The sequence below is a fragment of the Streptomyces sp. C36 genome (genome assembly GCF_040932295.1).
In the GTDB taxonomy this organism is placed as follows: Bacteria; Actinomycetota; Actinomycetes; order Streptomycetales; family Streptomycetaceae; genus Streptomyces; species Streptomyces triculaminicus.
In genome coordinates this window covers 995,697-1,015,376 of record NZ_JBFQGI010000001.1, presented here as the reverse complement: position 1 = coordinate 1,015,376, position 19,680 = coordinate 995,697, and the positions used below count along the sequence as shown (strand labels likewise).

Here is a 19,680-nt window from a genome sequence, read left to right as displayed (position 1 = left end):
CGCGTCACTGGTACCGCGTCACTGGTACTGCGGGCGCCATTCGAAGAGCTGGATGGTCGCGTCGTCCCGCAGTTGGTTGCGCTGGTAGTCGAGGATGGCGTGGATGAGCAGTCGTAGAACCTCGGCCGGGCGCTGGCCTGCGGCGGAGGAGCGGATGATGAAGTCGGTGAACCGGTCGAGGCCGAACTCCGCCCCGTCCGCGTCGCGGGCTTCCACGACACCGTCGGTGTAGAGCAGGACGCAGTCCCCTGGTTCCAGTGTCGTCTCGTGGACCTGCCGGGGCGCCGGGGCGAGTGAGCCGACCAGGCCGATCGGCGGCTGCGGGGGGCTGTCCAGCGCCCCGTCGAGCACCCGCTCGCCACGGATCAGCAGCGGCGGCGGGTGACCGCAGTTGACCCAGCGCAGCACCCCGGTGAGCGCGTCGAGCCGGCACAGCACGCCGGTGCAGAAATGGTCGGGCAGCCACTGGGCGAGCGCCTGGTCGACGGAGCCGACGATGTCGGCCAGGTCGCCTCCGCCGCGGCGGGCGTTTCGCGCCGCCGCCATGGCGACCGACGTGGTCAGGCCGGAGTTCAGGTCATGACCCATGGAGTCGAGGATCATCGTGTGCAGGATGTTCTTGACGACCGAGTGGTCGAAGGCGTCGCCGGCGACGTCGTACGCCGGTTCCAGGACCGCGGTGGAGACACACCTGCTGCTGCCGATGGTGTGGGACGGCAGGAAGGCCCGCAGCATCTCGGTGGGCAACCGCATGGTCGCGGTACGGGCGCGGGCGGCGAGCCAGTCGCTGTAGGCGCGCTTGGAGGTGATCAGCATGGCGAACAGGTATGCCAGCATGCGGCTGCGGCGCATCCGCACCCCGTCGAGCGAGGCGGTCCGCACCGCCAGCACGCCCAGCCGCTCCGCGCCGTCGACCAGAGGCATCCAGATGACCACGTCGTCGTCGGCGTCGGCCACTCGCGGAGTGACCGTGCGGTACGCCCAGCCGGCCAACGAGCGCTCCACCAGCAGCGGCTCCAAAGTCTCGTCGAGTGGGATGAGCAGCTGTTGCTGCAGGTCGACGAGGTAGATCAGCGCGGTGCCCAGGCCGAGGGCCGAGGCGCACCGGTTCGCCAGGTCGGGCAGTTCGAACGGCAGGGACGTCTGCGCCTCGATGATCAACTCTTCCAGTCGAGTCTCGTCGACGGCGGTGCCGGGACCGGCGGGCGCGTGCGGTGGGTCCGGCACGGGATCACCCCTTCCCTTCCAGTCTCACACCGATCCCAGCCTCTCTCACATCGGGCGCGATCGCGCGGCATGTGACCGCGGTGAGGGCGAGCGCGGCGGCCAGGTCGGTGAGCCCGGCTCGACCGGGCACGCGTCCCACGCCGGCCACCCGATCAGCCGGGCCTCATCGGCTCCTGACTGGCGAGCTCGCATGGTGAGGTGTCGTACGTCCCTCGACTGCGCGGCGCGGCCGGGGCCGCGCCGCTCGACCGGTCCGGTTCAGCCGCCCAGAACGGTGTTGCCGGTCAGGTTGCCGCTGGTGCCGTCGACGGTCACCACGTGCCGCACCGCGTCGGGGCCGACGACGACGATCTTCCAGGCGCGGCCGCCTCCCTGCTCGGTGACCGGCGCCAGCGACTCGACCTTGCCGTCCTTGACCGCGGCGGCGGCCTTGCCCACGGCGTCCGCCGCGGAGAGCGAGGGCAGCGGGGCCGGGGCGTGGCCGGCCAAGAAGTCACGGCCGTGCTGACCGCGCGGGCCGGGCCCGCCGGCCCGGGTCCGGCCGTCGTGGCCGTCGCGGCGCTTGGACTTCTCCTGCGACCCGTCGCGCCACTTGTGGCCCCCGGCGAACGCCATCTTGTGGTCGCCGCGTCCCTTGTCCTCGTGGTGGTGGTGGTGGATCGTCGCCGCGGCCGCGCCGCCGCCTATGACCACCACGGCCGCCGCGCCGGCCACCGCCCAGCGCGCCCTGCGGCCACGCGGCCGACGCCCACCGGCCGGCTTCGTCCGCGTCGTGCCCGGACCGTCCTCGTCCGTCCGCTCCCGCTGCTCCCCGGCGCCCATGGATTCGCTCACTGGGCCCACCCCGATCTCCTGACAGGGTCCGGGCCCTGTGCCCGGACGTCCGGGGCACAGCATCGCCGGGGCACGCTGAAGAGAAGCTGAAGACCTGAAGGCGCCTTCAGCTCGGCGGCTCCGCCTTCCGGCGGCATGCCACCCTGGGGGCATGCGTGTACTGGTGGTGGAGGACGAGCGCCGACTGGCCCTGGCGCTTCAGCATGGCCTGAGTGCCGAAGGGTTCAGGGTGGACGTCGCTCACGACGGCCTGTCCGGGCTCGCCAAGGCCACCGATCACGCCTACGACGTGGTCGTGCTCGACATCATGCTGCCCGGCCTCAACGGCTACCGGGTGTGCTCGCGGCTGCGGGCCTCCGGCAGCAACGTCGGCATCCTCATGCTCACCGCCAAGGACGGCGAATGGGACGAGGCCGAGGCGCTGGACACCGGCGCCGACGACTACCTGTCCAAGCCGTTCTCCTTCGTGGTGCTCGTCGCCCGCCTGCGTGCGCTGGCCCGCCGGATCGGCAGCCGGGCCCCGAGGCGCACGGTGCTGGGCGACCTGGTGGTCGACTCCGCCGCCCGCACCTGCACCCGCGGGGGCGTGCCCGTCCCCCTCACCCCGCGGGAGTTCGCCGTCCTGGACCACCTCGCCCGGCGGGCCGGAGAGGCCGTCTCCAAGCGCGAGATCCTCGACGAGGTCTGGGACAGCGGCCCGGACAGCGACCCCAACACCGTCGAGGTCCACGTGAGTGCCCTGCGCCGCAAGATCGACACCCCGTTCGGGCGGGCCGCGGTGCAGACCGTCCGGGGCGCCGGGTACCGGCTGGCGGCCGACGGTGGCTGAGCCGGAGCAGACCACGCCGGGACCCTCACGCCCCGGGATCGTATCCGCCGTGCGCCGCCGGGTCCGGGCCGCGATGCACCGCCTGACCGGCCGTTCCCGGGCGGCCACGCTGATCCGCGGGCTGGCGCCGCGCTCGGTCCGTGCCCGCACCACCCTCGCCGCGTGCGCGAGCGTCGCCGTCGTCCTGCTCGCCGCGTCGGCCGTCGTCCTGATGCTGCTGCGCCTCAATCTGGAGCGCACCGTGGAGACGGTGGCTCGCGATCAGGCACGGGCCGTCGCACGCCTGGCCGCCGCCGGACGCCTCACCCCGCAGCTGCCGCTCCGCCCCGGAACCGACTTCATCCAGGTCGTCGACGCCCGCGGGAGGGTCGTCGCGCAGAGCCAGAACCTCACCGGCCGCCCCGCCCTCACCCCCACCGGCGCCCACAACCGCCACCGGACGTACAACCTCGACGCCCTCGGCCAGAAGCATCACCAGCGCGTCACCACCGTCACCACCGTCACCCCCGCCGGCCCGGTCATCGTCCACGTCGGCGCCTCGCTGCGCACCGCCGACGCCGCCGAGGACCTCACCACCGCGGCCCTCACCGCCCTGAGCGCCCTGCTGCTGTTCACCGTCGGCGCCCTGACCTGGCGTACGACCGGACGCGCGCTGAGGCCGGTCGAGGCCATCCGCGCCGAGGTCGCCGCCATCAGCGACCGCGGCCTGGACCGCCGGGTCCCGGCCCCCCGCGGCGACGACGAGATCGCCCGCCTCGCCGACACCATGAACGCCATGCTCGAACGGCTGGAGGCCGCAGGCACCCGGCAGCGCCGGTTCATCGCCGACGCCTCCCACGAACTGCGCAGCCCCCTCGCGGTGCTGCGCACCCAGCTGGAGGTCGCGCTCACCCACCCCGATCCGGAGGTGCGCAACGCCTTGGTGGCGGGCGCCCTTGAGGACACCGAGCGCCTCCAGGCGCTCTCCGCCGACCTGCTGCTGCTCGCCCGCCTCGACGCCACCGGTCAGAGCCGGCCCGACGAAGCCGTCGACCTCACCGAACTCGTCCGCACCACCGTGACCGCCCGCTCCACCGACCCCCACCCGGTCGCCCTCCACACCCCCTGCGACATCACCATCCCGGGCAACGCCCTGTGGCTCGGCCGCCTGCTGACCAACCTCCTCGACAACGCCCAGCGCCACGCCCACCGCACCGTCACCGTGCGGCTGACCGCGGACCCGGCAACCGGCGACGCTGTCCTGGACATCGCCAACGACGGCCCCCCGATCGCCTCCGCGTACCGGGAGAAGATCTTCGAGCGGTTCACCCGCCTCGACGACGCCCGCAGCCGCGACGACGGCGGCACCGGCCTCGGCCTGCCCATCGCCCTGGACATCGCCACCCTCCACGGCGGCACGATCACTGTCGAGGACACCCCGGACGGCACCACCTTCCGTACCCGCCTCAGCACCAGCATCCGGGGATGAAGCAGGGGCACCGCCAGGACGACCGTATGCGTGCGGATCCCCGACCAGGCCCTGGTGGGGCCGGACATCGGTTGAACGACCGATGTGCGCGGACGCCGCCGATCGACGCCGGCGTGACCGTCACCAGCGGCTCCGACGCCCCCGTCACCCTCCCCGACCGGCGGCAGGGCGTCTCCACGATGATGCTGCGCGAGTCCAAGGCCAGCGGTCGCGTCAGCGGACCCGGCCAGCGCATCCGGCTCGCCGAGGCCCTGCGTACGTACACCTCCGACGCGGCCTGGCAGGACTTCGCCGAGGACTGGAAGGGCACCCTGGAGGTGGGCAAGGTCGCCGATCTGTGTGTGCTCGCGGGCGACCTGCTGACCGCCGACCCCCACGACATCCCCGCCATGTCCGTGGTGTTCACCGCCGTCGGTGGCGACGTCGTGCACGACGAACTCACCGTTTGACCTCCGTACACCGGATGATCATTCTGAGCGCATGGAAGCCGAGCCGACGCCCATGACACAGCAGCCGAGCGCGACGGACGTCCTGAGCGCGGCCTTGGAGGTGCGCGAGGCCGCGCGCCACGCCGTGCGGGGGAAGGGCGGTGCCGACGCCGTCCTGACGGCACTGTCCGCGGTGATCGATCACGACCACGCGTCGTTGTCCCGGTGGGATCCGTTGCTCCGCCGCCACGTGACGCTGGCCGGCAGCTACCCGGCGGGAACCAACCGCTACATCGAGACCCGGCTGCACGACGATCCGGCGTTCGCGCTCATGCGGCACGCGCCGGGCAGCACGAGCTGGTGGCACGACGTGCCCGCTCCGGTGCGGCGGGCCTCCACCGGGTTCCAGGAGGTCCTCGAACCGCTGGGCGTCCAGGACGGCGTGGCCCAGTGCCTGTTCTCCACGGACGGCCGGTACGTGGGCATCCTCAACATCAGCACGACGCGGATACGGTGCGACCAGCCGGCCGTCCGGGCGGTGATGACGCTGCTGGGCGAAAGCCTCGCGGCCGTCGCCGACCCGCTCGCCGGGCACCGCTCCCCCGGACCCGGCGGCTCCGGCCACACCTGTGCCGTGCTCCTGCCGGACGCCGACAACGCCGACCACGCCGAAGGAGCAGCTCCGGTGACACTGAGCGGGGAACCGCTGCCCGGCCTCACCGAGGCCGGTTCCCCGCTCGTGGCCCTGCTGCGGCGGACGGCCGCACGACGGACGCTGCCGGCCACAGTGCTGGTGCCCTACCGGCAGCGGATGCTCGAACTTCACCTGACCCGCCAGGGAGACCGCACGGTCGCCGTGTGCCGTACGGTCACCCGACCCGCGGCACTCTCCCCACGCGAACTGGAGGTACTGGCGGAACTCACCCAGGGGCGCACCAACCGGGAGATCGCCGACCGCCTGTACGTCAGCCCCCGCACCGTCGCCACGCACATCGAGCACATCCTCGCCAAACTCGACGTCCCCAACCGCGTGGCCGCCGCGGGCCGAGCCGTCGCCTGGGGCCTCGAACCGGCTCCCTGACCGGTCGATCGACCCACATGACAATCGCCGCTGCTCTGGCCTGTCGCGGAATTCGATTTGGCCCGCATGCCGGGCACACATACCCTCTGGCTCGTGATCCAGATGGAGAATGACGAGTTGCGCAGCTATCAGGTGGGGTCCATACATGCCGAGCTTCGCTCGCTCACGGTAAGTGACGACCGTGAAGGCATGCTCGAGGGGACGCCGCACCTGCATCGTCGCTTTCGTCTGAGGAGCATCGACAAACAGATGGCGGCGACGCCGTATTTGTATGTGCATGATCTCGACAAGATCCGAGCCGATGCGGAGGCGCGAGTCGAAGAGTGGATGCCACGAGAGAGGGTCCGTGCTGAGCTGACGTCATGGTGGACGCCCGAGGACACTGCGGAATTCGGGCAGACGGTGCTCTCGGTCATGTGGTTCCAGACGGCAAGGAAGGATCCCTTTGCCTACCTGGCCACGATCGTGCGTCCTCTCGACTGGCCTGCGCTTGCCCGTTTTGAGCCTTGTGACGACTGACGTGTGGCCCGGCTCCTCCTGCCGGGCACCGTGAGAACCACGACGTGGAAGGGCTACTGGAGCGCTAGCGGTTGCTTCATGACTCTTTGTGCACGAAGTCGGTGGCCGGCTCGGTGGCGTAGCGGCTCATCGTTCGGATGCTCGCCTGTGGGGTCGGTGCCTGGCCGCCGGCAATCATGTCCTGCAGGTCCCGGAAGTACTGCACGTACAGGTCCGGCGTGAAAGTGCTGAGCATGACGGCCGGTTGGTCGGTCGTATTGGCGAATGTATGCGGGGCTCCGGCCGGGACCATCACGAGCGTTCCCTCGGTCGCGTCGTAGTCCTTCCTGCCGACCGTGAACCGCACCGTGCCGGAGATGACGTAGAAACCCTCGTCGTGCTGAGCGTGACGGTGCTGCGGCGGCCCGGGCGTGTGCGGTGCGAGGACGGACTCGGCGAGCCCGAGGCGGTGCCCGGTGTTGCTGCCGTCCTCGAGGACGCGCAGCCGCGTGGTGCCCAGGTGGATCGTTTCACCCTCGCCCGGACGGACCACCGATACGGCGGGGTCCGCAATCGGATCGATCTGCTCACTGGCTTTCGGTTCGTCAGTCATGCCTCCGAGTCCACTGCCAAGACACTGCGACTGTCCAAGACCCATCCTGGAGTGCCGATACCGTACGGGTATCGTTGCACTATGGAGCTACGCACGCTGCGTTATTTCGTGGCGGTCGCCGAGGAACTTCACTTCGGCCGGGCCGCCGTCCGGCTGCACATGAGTCAGCCGCCGCTGAGCCGGGCGATCAAGCAGCTGGAGGCCGGGCTCGGCGCCACGCTCTTCGACCGATCCTCCACCGGTGTCGCGCTCACTCCGGTGGGGACGGTACTGCTCGACGAGGCACGCGCCCTGCTCGACCAGGCCGACCGGGTACGCGCACGTGTGGCCACCGCGGCCGGCGCCACCACCATCACCGTCGGCATCCTGGGTGACAGCACCGACCCGGGCGCAACCCGGCTGGCCGACGCGTACCACCGGCAGCACCCGCGGGTCGAGGTCCGCATCCGCGAGACCGACCTGACCGATCCCTCCTGCGGGCTGCACGCCGGACTGGTCGATGTCGCCCTGACCCGCGGGCCGTTCGACGAGACCGGGCTGACCGTGCAGGAGCTCCGCGCCGACCCGGTGGGCGTGCTGCTGCGCGCCGACGATCCGCTGGCCCGCCGTAGCAGCCTGGAGCTGGCCGACCTGGCCGACCGCCGCTGGTTCCTGTTCCCGGAGGGCACCGACCCCATCTGGCAGTCGTACTGGAACGGCGGAGAAACCCGCGAGGGCCCGGTGGTACGCGCCGTCCAGGAATGCCGGCAAGCCGTCCTCTGGAACGGCACGGTCGGCATGACCCTCCTGGACCACGAACCGGCAGAAGGGCTCACGGTGGTGCCGCTGGTCGACATGCCGCCGAGCCGCGTGGTGGTGGCGTGGAACGAGGGCGACACGAATCCGCTGATCCGCTCGTTCGTCCGGATCGCGATCGCCGCTTACCGCGACTGAGCGCCTCACCGGCGGCACACGGGCACGCGAACCCGGGGCGGCGCGCAGTCGGTTCGGGTCGACCGGGGCGATCCAGTCGTCGGCTTCGTCCAGGCCGGTGCCGAACCTTCGCCGGACGCCCGGAAAATCGGTGTCCCGGCCGGCGCAGTGCCGTGATCATGGACCGGAGACCGATGACCGACTTCCCCGAGGAAACACCGACCATGCCTGTGCCTGCCGATCCCACGATCCTCCATCCGATGCCCGAGCAGCCCCGAGTGGTGCTGCTCAAGCCGCTGGTCAAGTCCCCGCTGATCGAAGTCGGGGAGTACTCCTACTACGACGACCCCGACGACGCGACCGCGTTCGAGACGCGCAACGTGCTCTACCACTACGGGCCGGAGAAGCTGGTCATCGGCAAGTTCTGTGCGCTGGGCACGGGAGTGCGGTTCATCATGAACGGCGCCAACCACCGCATGGACGGCCCCTCGACCTTCCCCTTCCCCACCATGGGCGGCTCGTGGTCCGAGCACTTCGACCTGCTCACCGGCCTCCCGAACCGAGGGGACACCGTCGTCGGCAACGACGTCTGGTTCGGCCACGGCACCACGGTGATGCCCGGCGTCCGGATCGGACACGGCGCGATCATCGGCTCCGGCGCCGTGGTCACCACCGACGTACCTGACTACGGCATCGTCGGCGGCAACCCGGCCCGCCTCATCCGCACCCGCTACAGCGAGCAGGACATCGCCCGGCTGCTGACGGTGGCCTGGTGGGACTGGCCCGCCGAGCACATCACCGAGCACGTGCGCACGATCATGTCGGGAAGCATCGCCGACCTGGAAGCCGCCGCCCCGGACACCCGCCGCGCGTGACGAGACGGGAGTCCCCGTGCGGGACACCCTCTCCACGGAGGCCGCCATAAATGCGATGCACCGAAGACCGGAGGCGGGCTAGAGTCGCGGCATGCACCTTTACCAGATCTACGGCTGACACGGGCGGGGCAGAGCCCCCGCTTCCGTCCCGCATGCTCCAGTGCGCCCCCGCGACTGCGCCCTTCCTCGCGCAGCGGTCGGCGCACCGGCTTGCTGTTCCTCTTTCGCCGTAGACCTGAGACGAGTGATCCTTCATGTCTTCCCTGCCCCGTCGCCGCGCGCACATCGCGATGATCGGTATCCCTGCCGTAAGTCACGTGCTGCCAAGTCTTGAGATCATCCGAGAGCTGGTGGCTCGCGGCCATCGGGTGACCTACGCCAACGACCCGGCGATGACCGACCTGATCGCAGCCACCGGCGCTGAATTCATCCCCTGCACGTCCGTGCTGCCGGTCGCCGACAACAACTGGCCCGACGACCCCATCGCCGCGATGAGCCTCTTCCTCGAGGACGCCGTTCAGGCACTCCCGCAGTTGCGCGCCGCCTACGACCACGACCCGGCGGACCTCTACCTGTACGACATCGGCGCCTACGCCGCGCGTGCCCTCGCCGAGTCGCAGGGCCGGCCCGTCATGCAGTTGTCTCCGACATTCGTGGGCTGGAAGGGCTACGACCAAGACGTCGCAGCACACGTGCGGCAGTTGCCGGGCGCCGACGTGTACCGAGCGAGGTTCGCACAGTGGCTCGCCGACTGCGGGGCGTCCACCACCGACGTGGACGCCTTCTCCGGCCGTCCCGCGCACGCTCTGGCCCTTATCCCCCGAGCGATGCAACCGTACGCCGACCAAGTCGACACCGACACCGTGACGTTCGTCGGCCCCTGTCTCGGCCCACGTTCAGGCGAGGGCGTCTGGACGCGTCCGGCCGATGCGGAGAACGTGCTGCTGGTCTCCCTGGGCTCGGCGTACACACGCCGGCCGGAGTTCTACCGCCAGTGCCTGGCGGCCTACGGCGACCTGCCCGGCTGGCACGTCGTACTCCAGATCGGCAAGTACACCGACCCGCGGGAACTCGGCACCATCCCGCCGAACGTCGAAGTGCACTCCTGGGTGCCTCAAATGACAGTCCTGGAAGAAGCCGACGCCTTCGTCACCCACGCCGGAATGGGCAGCTGCAACGAAGCGCTGTTCGCCGGCGTCCCGATGATCGTGGTCCCGCAGGCCGTCGATCAGTTCCTCAACGCCGACCGACTCGTGGAACTGGGCGTGGCCCGCCGCATCGACACCCCGGAAGCCACCGCCGAAACGCTACGGACGACGCTGAACGAACTTGTCACCGACGCGGAGGTCGCCCGCCGCTCGGCGCGACTCCGTGCCGACGTACGAGCCGAGGGCGGCAGCATGCGCGCCGCCGACCTCATCGAGGACGTGCTGGGCTGACATCCACATGCCACAACCTGGGGTGGTGAAGCAGCGCCCGGCTTCACCACCCCGCCGCTCACGCCGGCGCCGCGCTCACCCCACGTACACGTAGGTCTCACCACGCGGACAGCGGTCCCTGGCCAGGGATATCCTGCCGTGACACCGGCCATGGCACCTGTCAGGGCGTCAGGCCAGGCGAAGGCGACGGGGGTTCATGCGAGCGCGGCGACGGGACCGGCTGCGGTACTGGTTCGAAAGCACGATGGACCGGGGGACGCCCGCTCTGATCGGCTGGCTGGGCCTGGGGTCGGTGGCGCTGATCGCGGTCATCACCATGGGCGTCGTGCTCCTCACCAATGAGGACACCGAGGCCAACGGCGGTTGGGCCGGGGTGGCGTGGATGAGTCTTCTGCGCACTCTCGATCCGGGCACCATGGGCGGCGACGACGGCAGCCCGTTGTTCCTCGGGCTCATGCTGGCGGTCACGCTGGGCGGCGTCTTCATCGTCAGCGCCCTCATCGGTGTGCTGACCACCGGGCTCAACCACCGTCTTCAGTTTCTGCGCAAGGGGCGTTCCCGGATCATCGAGCGTGGCCACATCGTGGTGCTCGGCTGGTCGGAGCAGATCTTCACGGTGGTCGAAGAGCTCGTCGAGGCCAACCAGAGCGAGCGCCGGTCCTGTGTGGTGGTCCTCGCGGACCATGACAAGGTCGACATGGAGGAGCAGATCCGCACGCGGGTCCGGGTAACGGGCCGGACGCAGATCATCTGCCGGTCGGGCAACCCTCTCAAGCAGGCCGACCTGGAGTTGGTGAGCCCGGACACCGCCAGGGCGGTCATGGTGCTTCCGTCCTTCTCCTCGGAGAGCGACACCACCGTCATCAAGACGCTGCTCATCCTCAACAACAGGCCCTGGCCGACGGGTCGGCCGCCCTTCGTCGCCGCCGTGATGGATTCGGGCAACCTGGCCGCCGCCCGGCTCGCCGCCGGTGAGAGCGGGCTGGTGGTCGACGCCGACGACCTCGCCGTCCGGCTCGTCGTGCAGTCGCACCGGCAGTCCGGCCTGTCCGCCGTCTGCAACGAGCTGCTGAGCTTCTTCGGCAACGAGATCTACATCCGGCACGAGCCGGCGCTCATCGGCTCGACGTACGGCGAAGCCCTCGCGCGATACGACCTCGGGGTGCCGATCGGCCTCCGCACCAAGGACGGGCGCGTCGTCCTCAACCCCGCCGGGTCGACCGTCGTCGCCGCGGACGACAGCATGATCCTTGTCGCCGAGGACGACGTCCTGATCCGTCTGGCGGATGCCCCGGTCAGGACGGTCGAGTCGGCCATCGCGGGTGCCACCGCCTGGCGACGAGAGCCCGACCGCACGCTGATGATCGGCTGGAACTCCCGGGCCGCGAAGATCATCGACCTGCTGGACCAGTTCGTCCAGTCCGGCTCGCACCTCGACGTCGCCGCACCCGACCGCCCCGACGCCCCGGGCTCGGGCCCGGCCTTGATGAACCTCACACTCGGTCACCGGACGTGCCGGCCCACGAGCCGGGTGTCCCTCGAGGCCCTCGGTCCGGGTGACTACCAGCACATCCTGGTCCTCGCGGACGAGTCGGTGGACCCGGAGCTCGCCGACAACCGGACCTTGGTGACACTGCTGCACCTGCGCGACATCGAGGAGGCACTCGGCGATCCGTACTCGATCGTCTCCGAGATGAACAACGACAGCAACCGCGAGGTGGCCCAGGTCACCAAGGCCGACGACTTCATCGTCAGCAGCAAGCTGATCTGCCTGCTGCTGACCCAACTGGTCGAGAACCCACAACTCCACGAGGTCCTCACCACGCTCCTCGACCCCGCCGGCTCGGAGATCTACCTCAAGCCCGCGGACCAGTACCTCCAAGCCGGGAAGGAGGCCAACTTCGCCACCGTCATCGAGGCCGCGCTCAGGCGAGGGGAGACGGCCATCGGCTACCGGCACGGGCGCGACCGCAACACCGCCCCGTCCTACGGGGTACGTCTCAACCCGCCCAAGGACACAGCCCTCACGCTGGGGCACGACGACCACATCATCGTTCTCGCCGAAAGCGAGTAGCCGAACGGGCGAGCAGCCGGACGGACCGCTCGCCCCGGCAAGGCACTTCGGCGGCGCCTCCCGCCCGGCCATCGCCGCACCTGCCTGGTGACGGCCGAAGAGGTCCGCTGGGCGATCGAGCACGCGCCCCCGGCACCCTGGCTGTGCCTGAATACCTCGACGCCGGACCGGCTCACTCCGGCGAACTGATTCGGATTCAGACAGGCGCCCGTTTACCGCCGTTGATCCGTACAAGGCGGCACAGGCGGCGACTCAGAACTTTCGACAGTGCTGTAGTTTTATGTGCAGCCGGACGGGACCTCGTCCCGACGGAACCACCTCGCGCAGGGCGACACCGTTCGCGCGTTCCGAACCTCTACTACCCACCCAGGGGGTACATCTCGATGGCCGTGAGCCTGACCAAGGGCGGAAACTTCTCCCTCACCCGCACCGAGCCCGGCATAGCCAGTGTCGTCGTCGGGCTCGGCTGGAAGGTGAACACCGGCCCTGGCGACGTCGACCTGGACGCCAGCGCGCTCGTGCTGGGCGGTGACGGCAGGGTCCTGTCGGACGAGCACTTCGTGTTCTTCAACAACCGTGCCACGCCGGAGAACTCCGTACGCCACACCGGCGACAACAAGACCGGCGAGGGCGAGGGGGACGACGAGCAGATCGCCGTCGACTTCACCCTGCTGCCGGCGCAGGCCGAGTCCGTGGTGTTCGTGGTCTCGGTCCACAACGAGAACGGTCCGGCCATCACCTTCGGCCGCGTCCGCGATGCCTACATCCGCGTGGTCCACCAGGCCACGGGCGTGGAGATGTGCCGCTTCGAGCTCACCGAGGACGCGCACGACCAGACCGCCATGGTCTTCGGCCAGCTGTACCGCCGTGAGGGCGAGTGGAAGTTCCGTGCGATCGGGCAGGGCTACGCCTCGGGGCTGGCCGGCATCGCCAAGGACTACGGCGTCAACATCTGAGCGTTCCCCGACGCTGACCGGACCAGGGGTGAACGCCCGGCGCCCCGCGCGCCGGGCGGGAGTCCGGCCCGGCCACACCGGCGGGCTTGTTGCGAGCGCGTTGCACCTGGTCAGTGGTGGTACGACGGTTGTGGCCGCGATGGGTTTCGCGTGCCACGGTAGGCCGTATGGAGGCACATCACCGCACACACGCGCACAGGCCTGGCGAGTGGTGGACTCGCGTACGTCACCAGGTGACCCACCTGCTCACCCCGCATTCCCACGCGCCGGTCGACAAGCTGGACGGCGCGCTGGAGTCGTCCGTGCGGGGAATGCGCGCGCTGTGGATCTCTCTGGTCGTGCTCGGGGTGACGGCTGCGACGCAGGCTGTAGTCGTGATGCTCTCGGGGTCGGTGGCGCTGCTGGGCGACGCGGTGCACAACGCCACCGACGCCATGACCGCGCTACCGCTGGGCATCGCCTTCGTCCTGGGGCGACGAGCCGCCACGCGCGGGTTCACCTACGGATACGGGCGAGCGGAGGACCTCGCGGGTATCGCGATCGTCCTCACCGTCGCCGCCTCGGCCGCCTTCGCCGCGTACACGGCTGTCGACCGGCTGCTGCATCCCCGCGATATCGCCTACCTCCCGGCGGTCGCGATCGCCTCGGTGATCGGGTTCCTCGGCAACGAGTGGGTGGCCCGCTACCGCATCCGCGTCGGCCGGGAGATCGGCTCCGCCGCGCTCGTCGCGGACGGTCTGCATGCCCGTACGGACGGTTTCACGTCCCTGGCCGTCCTGCTCGGAGCCGGTGGCGCCGCGCTCGGATGGCGCCTCGCCGACCCGCTGGTCGGTCTGGTCATCACCGCGGCGATCCTTCTCGTCCTCCGGGATGCCGCCCGTGAGGTCTTCCGTCGGGTGATGGACGCCGTGGACCCCGCTCTGGTGGATGCCGCGGAACGCGCTCTGCTCGGTGTCGCAGGTGTTCAGGCGGTAGGGGAACTGCGCATGCGCTGGATCGGGCACACGCTGCGTGCCGAAGTGGCCGTCACCGTCGATCCGCGCCTGCCGCTGAAGGAGGCCCACCGCATCGCGGTCGATGCCGAGCACGCCCTCCTGCACGCCGTTCCCCACCTGGCCGCCGCTTTGGTCCACACCGATCCGGCCCCTCAGCCGGGGGCGGCGGACCCGCATGCCGTGCTGGCCCACCACGCCGTCGCGTGACCGTCGCGGAGCGGCACAATCCGTCCGGTCTCCAGCGCAGCGACGACCGTGCCCGACCGACGCCTTCCCCGGCCCGTCCGCACACAGCATCGCGCCGGTGAGCTCGAACAAGGCATCCGCACGCGCGGTCAGCGACGCGTGCGGCTCCGCCCGGAAGCATGACAGCGACTCCAACGGCTCCCGCCCGACATCCTGATGCAGCAGACTCACTCTTACGGCCTTCGTTGATCCAGTCGCCTCTGTGACGGAAGGCAGGATCGAACGAAGGCCGTACTCACGCCCCGGCCCACCGACAAGCCCCTCACGTCGGGAAGGGAGTCGGGCGGCGGCACCGGGGGAAGCCTGCTCGCGATCGGCTGGGATCGTCGTCGAAGGAGGATGACCACATGCGCACTCTGACGTTCGTCGTCGGTACAGGCCGCAGCGGGTCGACCGCACTGTCCCATATCGTCAACGCGCATCCGGATGTGCTCAGCCTGAGCGAGCTGCTGTCGTCGGTACAGAGTCGGGGCTTCCCGCAAGGCCTCGTCGGCGGTGGGGAGTTCTGGCGGCTCCTGGCCGATCCCAATCAGCTGTTCGAGCGCATGATCCGCAGCGGGGTGCCGATGCCGGAGTTCGTCTACACGCGGCGCCCCGGACGGTTCGCGACCGAGACCACCGGCATCCCCGCCCTGTCCCTGATGGTGCTTCCGCACCTCACCGACGACCCGGACGGATTGTTCGACGAGCTCGAGAAGCAGGTATGCCGCTGGCCGGACCGTGCCGCCGCAGGCCACTACGAGGCCCTGTTCGACCTGCTGTGCACGCGGTTCGGGCGCACGGCGGTCGTCGAACGATCCGGCTACTCCCTGGAGCGCGTGCCGCTCCTGCGCGGGGCCTTCCCGCAGGCACGCTTCGTGCACCTGTTCAGGGACGGGCCCGACTGCGCGTTGTCCATGAGCCGGCACACGGGCTTCCGACTGATCTTCCTGCTGAGGGAAATCCTTGCCCGGACCGGCGCACAGCGCGTCGAGGACCTGACCGAGGACCAGGTTCGATCTTTGCCGCCCGAGCTGTCGGACCTCTTGACCGAGCGTTTCGACTCCGCCCTCGTGCTGGACAGTGACGTGCCGCTGACCGGATTCGGGGCGCTGTGGTCGGAACTCATCACCCGGGGCGTGGACCATCTCAGCGAGGTACCCGCACCCATGCGGACCACCCTCGCCTACGAAGACCTGCTCGACGAACCCCGCAAGGAGCTGACGCGACTGGCCGACTTCATCGGCGTCGAGCCGCTCCCACAATGGCTCGACGCCGGCAGCGCGCGCCTGGACGCCGGCCGACGCGGCGCCTCCCGGCGACTGCCGACGGATGAATTCACCGCGCTACGAGAGTGTTGCGCTCCCGGCGCACGCGCCCTGGCAGACGACCAGGGGTAGGAACCGCCTGCGGCGACTGATCTGCCGGCCCTTGGCAAGGTTCACGGTCATGCCGACCTCACTTCATTCTTGGGGCTGGTGTGGCTGTCGCGGTGTACCGGAGCGGTTTCGCGGAGCGCGCGGCGGAGGAACGGGAGGAGTCCTCGTTCCAGCAGGGACTTGCGCCATGCCTGGCGGGTGCGGTCCACCTCGTCCGCCTCGGGCAGGCCACGCCCGGCGGGCGCGGCGGTCGCAGGGGCTCGGTGGTGACGTAGCGCCGTGATGAACAGCCCGGCACCCGCCAGCAACGCGGTGACCGCGGCGATGCCCGCCGCCGCCCAGCCCGCGAGGGACAGAGCGGCGACGTTGCGGCCGTTGCCGGTGAGTTCCAGCGCGTAGCCGAGCAGGAGAAGGACCGCAGAGGCCACGAAGGCCACGATGGGTGCCAGGACGGCCAGCATGGGGAGCAGTCCGGCCGATGGTTTCGGCTGATGACCGGGGCTGTGGTGGGACAGGCGGTCCGCTTCTCGTGCCTGCCGGTAGGCACGGTACTCGGTGTCGCATACGGCCGTGATGTCGTCGGCCGACCCGAGCGCGCGGGCGCGCAGCCGCCCGGCGTCCCTTCCGGCGTCATGGAGTGCGGTACGGACTTCGGCTGTGTTCAACGCCTGGTGCAGCACCTGCTCGAAGGTGTCCAGGTCTTCTGGTTGCAGACGCATTGGGCTGGTCACGGTGCATACACCCCAGGTGGATTGCCTTCGGCCGGGAGCCGGCCGTACCCCGGTGCGGCTGGGCGCCGGGGTACGGCCTGTCGGGTCAGGGTGGCGGTGTCGACTCAGACGTTGATGCCGTAGTCGCCGACGATCCCGGCGAGCCCCGAGGCGTAGCCCTGGCCGACGGCGCGGAACTTCCACTCGGCACCGTGCCGGTAGAGCTCGCCGAAGATCATGGCGGTTTCGGACGCGGCGTCCTCGCTCAGGTCGTAACGGGCGAGCTCGGCTCCGCCGTTCTGGTTCACGACGCGGATGTAGGCGTTGCGAACCTGTCCGAAGCTCTGGCCACGGGCCTGGGCGTCGTGGATGGAGACCGGAAAGATGATCTTGGCGATGTCGGCGGGTACGGCGGCCAGGTCGACCTTGATGGTCTCGTCGTCGCCCTCCCCCTCGCCGGTGAGGTTGTCGCCGGTGTGCTGGACCGAACCGTCGGGGCTGGTGAGGTTGTTGTAGAAGACGAAGTGCTGGGGCGAGGCCGTCTTGCCTGCCTCATTGCACATCAGGGCGCTGGCGTCCAGGTCGTAGTCGGTGCCGGTGGTGGTACGTACGTCCCAGCCGAGGCCGACCTCCACGGCGCTCAGGCCCGGCGCCTCCTTGCTGAGCGAGACGTTGCCGCCCTTCGCCAGGGAAACTCCCACGTCTTTCCTCCCGATCGTGACGCGCCGGGCCGGGTGGGCCGGCGTCGCGGACAGAACGATGAATCTACAGTACTGTCGAAACAATGGGGTAGGGCGGGCCCCCGCAGTAGGATGGGGCGCCGTGCCCGAGGCAGCGGGCCGAGCCGACGAAGGGAGACGGCGTGACCGACAGCAAGGGGCCGCTCGACGAGCCGCGCTCCCGCCGACGAGGCCAGGGCGAACTCGAAGCACACGTCCTGTCCGTGCTCCAGTCCGCCCCCGGACCGGTCACCGCCGCGTGGGTGCACGAGCGCCTGGACGACACCACGCTCGCCTACACCACCGTCGTGACCATCCTCACCCGCCTCCTGGCCAAGAACGCCGTCACCCGCAAACGCGCGGGCCGCTCCTTCGAGTGGCAGGCCACCTCCAGCCAGGCCGGCCTCGCCGCCCGCCGCATGCACCGCGTCCTGGACGCGGACGAGGACAGGGCAGCGGTCCTGGCAAGCTTCGTCACCTCCCTCTCCCCGGACGACGAACAACTCCTGCGCGATCTGCTCAACCAGACGGCCGAGAACTCAGAAGGCTGACTCCGTGGGCGTCTTCGTCTTCCTGCCACTCGTCCTGCCCTTCACCGCGTGGCCCATCGCACGACTCGCGGAACAACAACTCCACCCGCGCAGCGCCACCCGCCTCCTGACCACCGTCAGCGTGGTCCTGGCCGTCTGCAGCACCCTCTGCCTCGCCCTGCTCATGGTCGTCGGCACCGCACAACTCCCCGGCAACCCCCTGCCCGACGGCTGGTCCGACCCCGAGGTCCGCGCAGCGGTCCCCTTCGACGAGATCGCCGGCAAGGCGTCCATCGTCGCCCTCATCGCCGTGGCCGCCGCATGCACGGCCACCGGCGTGCGCCACTGGCGCGTACGGCGACAGGCCCGCCAAGCGCTGGCCGGACTCCCGCCCCGCCAGGTCGCCGTCCTGCCGGACGACATGCCCTACGCCCACGCCGTCCCCGGCAAACAGGGCCGGATCGTCGTCTCCACCGCCATGCTCGCCGGCCTCAACTCCCGTGAACGCCGAGCCCTGTTCGCCCACGAACGCGTACACCTCACCGCACGCCACCACCGCCACCTGCTGGCCGTACAACTCGCCGCCCGCGCCAACCCCTTCCTACGCCCTCTCGCCACCGCCGTGGCCTACACCGCCGAACGCTGGGCCGACGAAGAAGCGGCCCACGCCATCGGCGACCGCCGACTGATGGCACGCGCCGTCGGCAAAGCGGCGCTCATCTCCCCCGCCGTTCCCTCCCTGCCATTCGCCGCATTCGCCACACCGGGCCCCGTCCCCCGCCGGGTCGCCGCACTCCTGGGCCCGGCCCCCTGCCCACGCGGCTGGCCGCCGGTCTTCACCCCGGCCGGCTTCGCCGCCTGGATGGCAGCCACAGGCGCCGCCGCCTCGGCCCTCTCCTCCGCGAACGCGGCCATCGGGCTGGCTCTCGTCCTCCACGCCGCCACGCCGTTTGTCTGAGCCGCGAGAGCACGCGGTGGTCCGAGCTTCACACCGTGCCTCCCGTCGTCGTGGTCCAGCCGTGGGTGGACAGCAGTGCACCGGCACAGAATTGGTGCAGGACGGCGGCGGTGTAGGGGACGCAGTCCGAGGGGGGCTGCGCCGGGTTCGCCCAGATCAGAGCCGAGCACTTGTCCGGCTCCTGGTTGTGCGGCTCTCCTGACCACCGTTGCGCGGTGAAGACGACGCCCAGCCGGGCCTCCCCCTCCGGGGAGCGGTGATGGACGAGGTGGCAGAACTCGAGGTCGGGCCGGGCGATGCCGACCCCGACTTCTTCGCTGACCTCGCGCAGGGCCCCGTCGACGACGGTCTCGCCGCCCTCCAGGTGCCCGCCGGGCGGGACGAGGAGACCGCTGGCGTAGACGTTTCCGGCCCGGCGCAGCAGGAGTACGCGCCCGTCGGGGCGGTGCAGCAGGACCATGACGTCGACCACGCTCGTGTAGCGGCTCCGGTGGCTCATGCCGGCCTCCTCATCGGGTTGCCGGTGGAGGCGACCAGGAGCCGGCGTTCGAACAGCAAGGGCACCCTCGTGTGGTTCGTACGGCAGGTGGGGCGGTGACGCACTGCGCCTCCTCATTGACGGGCCGATCGGACGAGTGATCGGAAAAACGACCCTCGATCGGGCGCGTCACGGGCCCCAGGGGGCGTTTCGTCGCGCGTAAGTTCGGATTTATGTCAATCGGCCTGTGATCAAGGGGCAGGAGCTGGTGGCAGGCTTGTGCGATTCACTCGGCCGTGTCCGCTCACCCGATCCGGGGGTTGCGTTGCGTGAGGAAACGGCGGTCCGCAGGCTGCCGCCCGGGGGTTACCGGGCGGTGGGCGCGGTGGCTTTGCAGCCGGCCGGGTGACGGCGCCCGGGCGTGACGACTCGCGGCTCGGCGGCGTCACGTG

General features: G+C 70.3%; 19 protein-coding genes and 2 pseudogenes. 14 read left to right on the top strand and 7 right to left on the bottom strand.

Annotated elements, in window-relative coordinates; genetic code table 11:
* Positions 1-18: 18 nt before the first annotated feature.
* Both AB4K12_RS04480 and AB4K12_RS04475 read right to left on the bottom strand, forming a co-directional pair.
* Positions 19-1,227 carry a PP2C family protein-serine/threonine phosphatase gene (locus AB4K12_RS04480; protein ID WP_368432920.1) on the bottom strand — a complete coding sequence of 403 codons (1,209 nt, stop codon included), beginning with the start codon at positions 1,225-1,227 and terminating at the stop codon, positions 19-21.
* 258 nt (positions 1,228-1,485) lie between these two features.
* Positions 1,486-2,061, bottom strand: a complete 576-nt coding sequence (locus AB4K12_RS04475; protein ID WP_368432919.1) for a hypothetical protein — start codon at positions 2,059-2,061, stop codon at positions 1,486-1,488.
* Between the two features lie 151 nt (positions 2,062-2,212).
* On the opposite strand from AB4K12_RS04475, the gene AB4K12_RS04470 reads away from it, so the two are divergent.
* From AB4K12_RS04470 to AB4K12_RS04450, 5 genes and pseudogenes are all read left to right on the top strand, one after another.
* Entirely contained in the window at positions 2,213-2,890 is a 678-nt protein-coding gene (locus AB4K12_RS04470; RefSeq protein ID WP_362256980.1) for a response regulator transcription factor, read from the top strand.
* 49 nt (positions 2,891-2,939) lie between these two features.
* Positions 2,940-4,358: an ATP-binding protein gene (locus tag AB4K12_RS04465; RefSeq protein ID WP_368432918.1), complete on the top strand. Its 1,419-nt coding sequence runs from the start codon at positions 2,940-2,942 to the stop codon at positions 4,356-4,358.
* Between the two features lie 101 nt (positions 4,359-4,459).
* Positions 4,460-4,807: pseudogene (locus AB4K12_RS04460) on the top strand (amidohydrolase family protein); the annotation flags it as partial.
* 31 nt (positions 4,808-4,838) lie between these two features.
* Positions 4,839-5,867 carry a response regulator transcription factor gene (locus tag AB4K12_RS04455; protein WP_368432917.1) on the top strand — a complete coding sequence of 343 codons (1,029 nt, stop codon included), beginning with the start codon at positions 4,839-4,841 and terminating at the stop codon, positions 5,865-5,867.
* Between the two features lie 93 nt (positions 5,868-5,960).
* On the top strand, positions 5,961-6,386 hold the full coding sequence (locus AB4K12_RS04450) for a hypothetical protein (RefSeq protein ID WP_368432916.1): 426 nt from the start codon (positions 5,961-5,963) through the stop codon (positions 6,384-6,386).
* Between the two features lie 76 nt (positions 6,387-6,462).
* Here the strand turns inward: AB4K12_RS04450 and AB4K12_RS04445 are convergent, their stop codons facing one another.
* Positions 6,463-6,978: a cupin domain-containing protein gene (locus AB4K12_RS04445; protein ID WP_368432915.1), complete on the bottom strand. Its 516-nt coding sequence runs from the start codon at positions 6,976-6,978 to the stop codon at positions 6,463-6,465.
* Between the two features lie 81 nt (positions 6,979-7,059).
* Here AB4K12_RS04445 and AB4K12_RS04440 point away from each other — a divergent pair, with 81 nt between their 5' ends.
* The 6 genes from AB4K12_RS04440 to AB4K12_RS04415 all read left to right on the top strand — a co-directional run bounded on the left by AB4K12_RS04440 (position 7,060) and on the right by AB4K12_RS04415 (position 14,436).
* Positions 7,060-7,911, top strand: coding sequence for a LysR family transcriptional regulator (locus AB4K12_RS04440; protein ID WP_368432914.1), 852 nt, complete (start codon positions 7,060-7,062; stop codon positions 7,909-7,911).
* Positions 7,912-8,114: 203 nt separating this feature from the next.
* On the top strand, positions 8,115-8,765 hold the full coding sequence (locus AB4K12_RS04435) for a CatB-related O-acetyltransferase (RefSeq protein ID WP_368432913.1): 651 nt from the start codon (positions 8,115-8,117) through the stop codon (positions 8,763-8,765).
* A gap of 263 nt (positions 8,766-9,028) precedes the next feature.
* Complete coding sequence (locus tag AB4K12_RS04430; RefSeq protein ID WP_368433150.1) at positions 9,029-10,204, top strand: macrolide family glycosyltransferase; 1,176 nt, start codon at positions 9,029-9,031, stop codon at positions 10,202-10,204.
* A 196-nt stretch (positions 10,205-10,400) separates the two neighbouring features.
* A complete protein-coding gene (locus AB4K12_RS04425; protein WP_368432912.1) occupies positions 10,401-12,278 on the top strand; it encodes a potassium transporter TrkA in 1,878 nt (625 codons plus the stop codon).
* A gap of 383 nt (positions 12,279-12,661) precedes the next feature.
* Positions 12,662-13,234 carry a TerD family protein gene (locus AB4K12_RS04420; protein ID WP_368432911.1) on the top strand — a complete coding sequence of 191 codons (573 nt, stop codon included), beginning with the start codon at positions 12,662-12,664 and terminating at the stop codon, positions 13,232-13,234.
* Between the two features lie 167 nt (positions 13,235-13,401).
* Entirely contained in the window at positions 13,402-14,436 is a 1,035-nt protein-coding gene (locus AB4K12_RS04415) for a cation diffusion facilitator family transporter (protein WP_368432910.1), read from the top strand.
* Between the two features lie 69 nt (positions 14,437-14,505).
* Here the strand turns inward: AB4K12_RS04415 and AB4K12_RS04410 are convergent.
* Positions 14,506-14,646: pseudogene (locus AB4K12_RS04410) on the bottom strand (transposase); the annotation flags it as partial.
* 176 nt (positions 14,647-14,822) lie between these two features.
* Here AB4K12_RS04410 and AB4K12_RS04405 point away from each other — a divergent pair.
* Positions 14,823-15,854 (top strand): sulfotransferase, encoded by a 1,032-nt coding sequence (locus tag AB4K12_RS04405; protein ID WP_368432909.1) that lies wholly within the window; start codon positions 14,823-14,825, stop codon positions 15,852-15,854.
* Positions 15,855-15,901: 47 nt separating this feature from the next.
* Here AB4K12_RS04405 and AB4K12_RS04400 read toward each other — a convergent pair whose 3' ends face one another.
* Both AB4K12_RS04400 and AB4K12_RS04395 read right to left on the bottom strand, forming a co-directional pair.
* Positions 15,902-16,552, bottom strand: a complete 651-nt coding sequence (locus tag AB4K12_RS04400) for a hypothetical protein (protein ID WP_368432908.1) — start codon at positions 16,550-16,552, stop codon at positions 15,902-15,904.
* 116 nt (positions 16,553-16,668) lie between these two features.
* The gene (locus AB4K12_RS04395; RefSeq protein ID WP_368432907.1) at positions 16,669-17,244 is read right to left on the bottom strand and encodes a TerD family protein; all 576 of its coding nucleotides are present in this window, start codon (positions 17,242-17,244) and stop codon (positions 16,669-16,671) included.
* Positions 17,245-17,405: 161 nt separating this feature from the next.
* Between AB4K12_RS04395 and AB4K12_RS04390 the strand changes: the two genes are divergently transcribed.
* Together AB4K12_RS04390 and AB4K12_RS04385 are read left to right on the top strand one after the other, a co-directional pair.
* The gene (locus AB4K12_RS04390) at positions 17,406-17,813 is read left to right on the top strand and encodes a BlaI/MecI/CopY family transcriptional regulator (protein WP_368432906.1); all 408 of its coding nucleotides are present in this window, start codon (positions 17,406-17,408) and stop codon (positions 17,811-17,813) included.
* 4 nt (positions 17,814-17,817) lie between these two features.
* Entirely contained in the window at positions 17,818-18,750 is a 933-nt protein-coding gene (locus AB4K12_RS04385; protein ID WP_368432905.1) for a M56 family metallopeptidase, read from the top strand.
* 28 nt (positions 18,751-18,778) lie between these two features.
* On the opposite strand, the gene AB4K12_RS04380 is transcribed toward AB4K12_RS04385, so the two are convergent.
* Positions 18,779-19,249, bottom strand: coding sequence for an NUDIX domain-containing protein (locus AB4K12_RS04380; protein ID WP_368432904.1), 471 nt, complete (start codon positions 19,247-19,249; stop codon positions 18,779-18,781).
* Between the last annotated feature and the right edge of the window lie 431 nt (positions 19,250-19,680).

What these genes read in the sequence shown, in the direction of transcription:
- AB4K12_RS04470 (WP_362256980.1), top strand. Translation starts at nt 2,213, where the DNA reads ATGCGTGTACTGGTGGTGGAGGACGAGCGCCGACTGGCCCTGGCGCTT.
- AB4K12_RS04455 (WP_368432917.1), top strand. Translation starts at nt 4,839, where the DNA reads ATGGAAGCCGAGCCGACGCCCATGACACAGCAGCCGAGCGCGACGGAC.
- AB4K12_RS04445 (WP_368432915.1), bottom strand. Translation starts at nt 6,978, where the DNA reads ATGACTGACGAACCGAAAGCCAGTGAGCAGATCGATCCGATTGCGGAC.
- AB4K12_RS04440 (WP_368432914.1), top strand. Translation starts at nt 7,060, where the DNA reads ATGGAGCTACGCACGCTGCGTTATTTCGTGGCGGTCGCCGAGGAACTT.
- AB4K12_RS04435 (WP_368432913.1), top strand. Translation starts at nt 8,115, where the DNA reads ATGCCTGTGCCTGCCGATCCCACGATCCTCCATCCGATGCCCGAGCAG.
- AB4K12_RS04425 (WP_368432912.1), top strand. Translation starts at nt 10,401, where the DNA reads ATGCGAGCGCGGCGACGGGACCGGCTGCGGTACTGGTTCGAAAGCACG.
- AB4K12_RS04420 (WP_368432911.1), top strand. Translation starts at nt 12,662, where the DNA reads ATGGCCGTGAGCCTGACCAAGGGCGGAAACTTCTCCCTCACCCGCACC.
- AB4K12_RS04415 (WP_368432910.1), top strand. Translation starts at nt 13,402, where the DNA reads ATGGAGGCACATCACCGCACACACGCGCACAGGCCTGGCGAGTGGTGG.
- AB4K12_RS04405 (WP_368432909.1), top strand. Translation starts at nt 14,823, where the DNA reads ATGCGCACTCTGACGTTCGTCGTCGGTACAGGCCGCAGCGGGTCGACC.
- AB4K12_RS04400 (WP_368432908.1), bottom strand. Translation starts at nt 16,552, where the DNA reads ATGCGTCTGCAACCAGAAGACCTGGACACCTTCGAGCAGGTGCTGCAC.
- AB4K12_RS04380 (WP_368432904.1), bottom strand. Translation starts at nt 19,249, where the DNA reads ATGAGCCACCGGAGCCGCTACACGAGCGTGGTCGACGTCATGGTCCTG.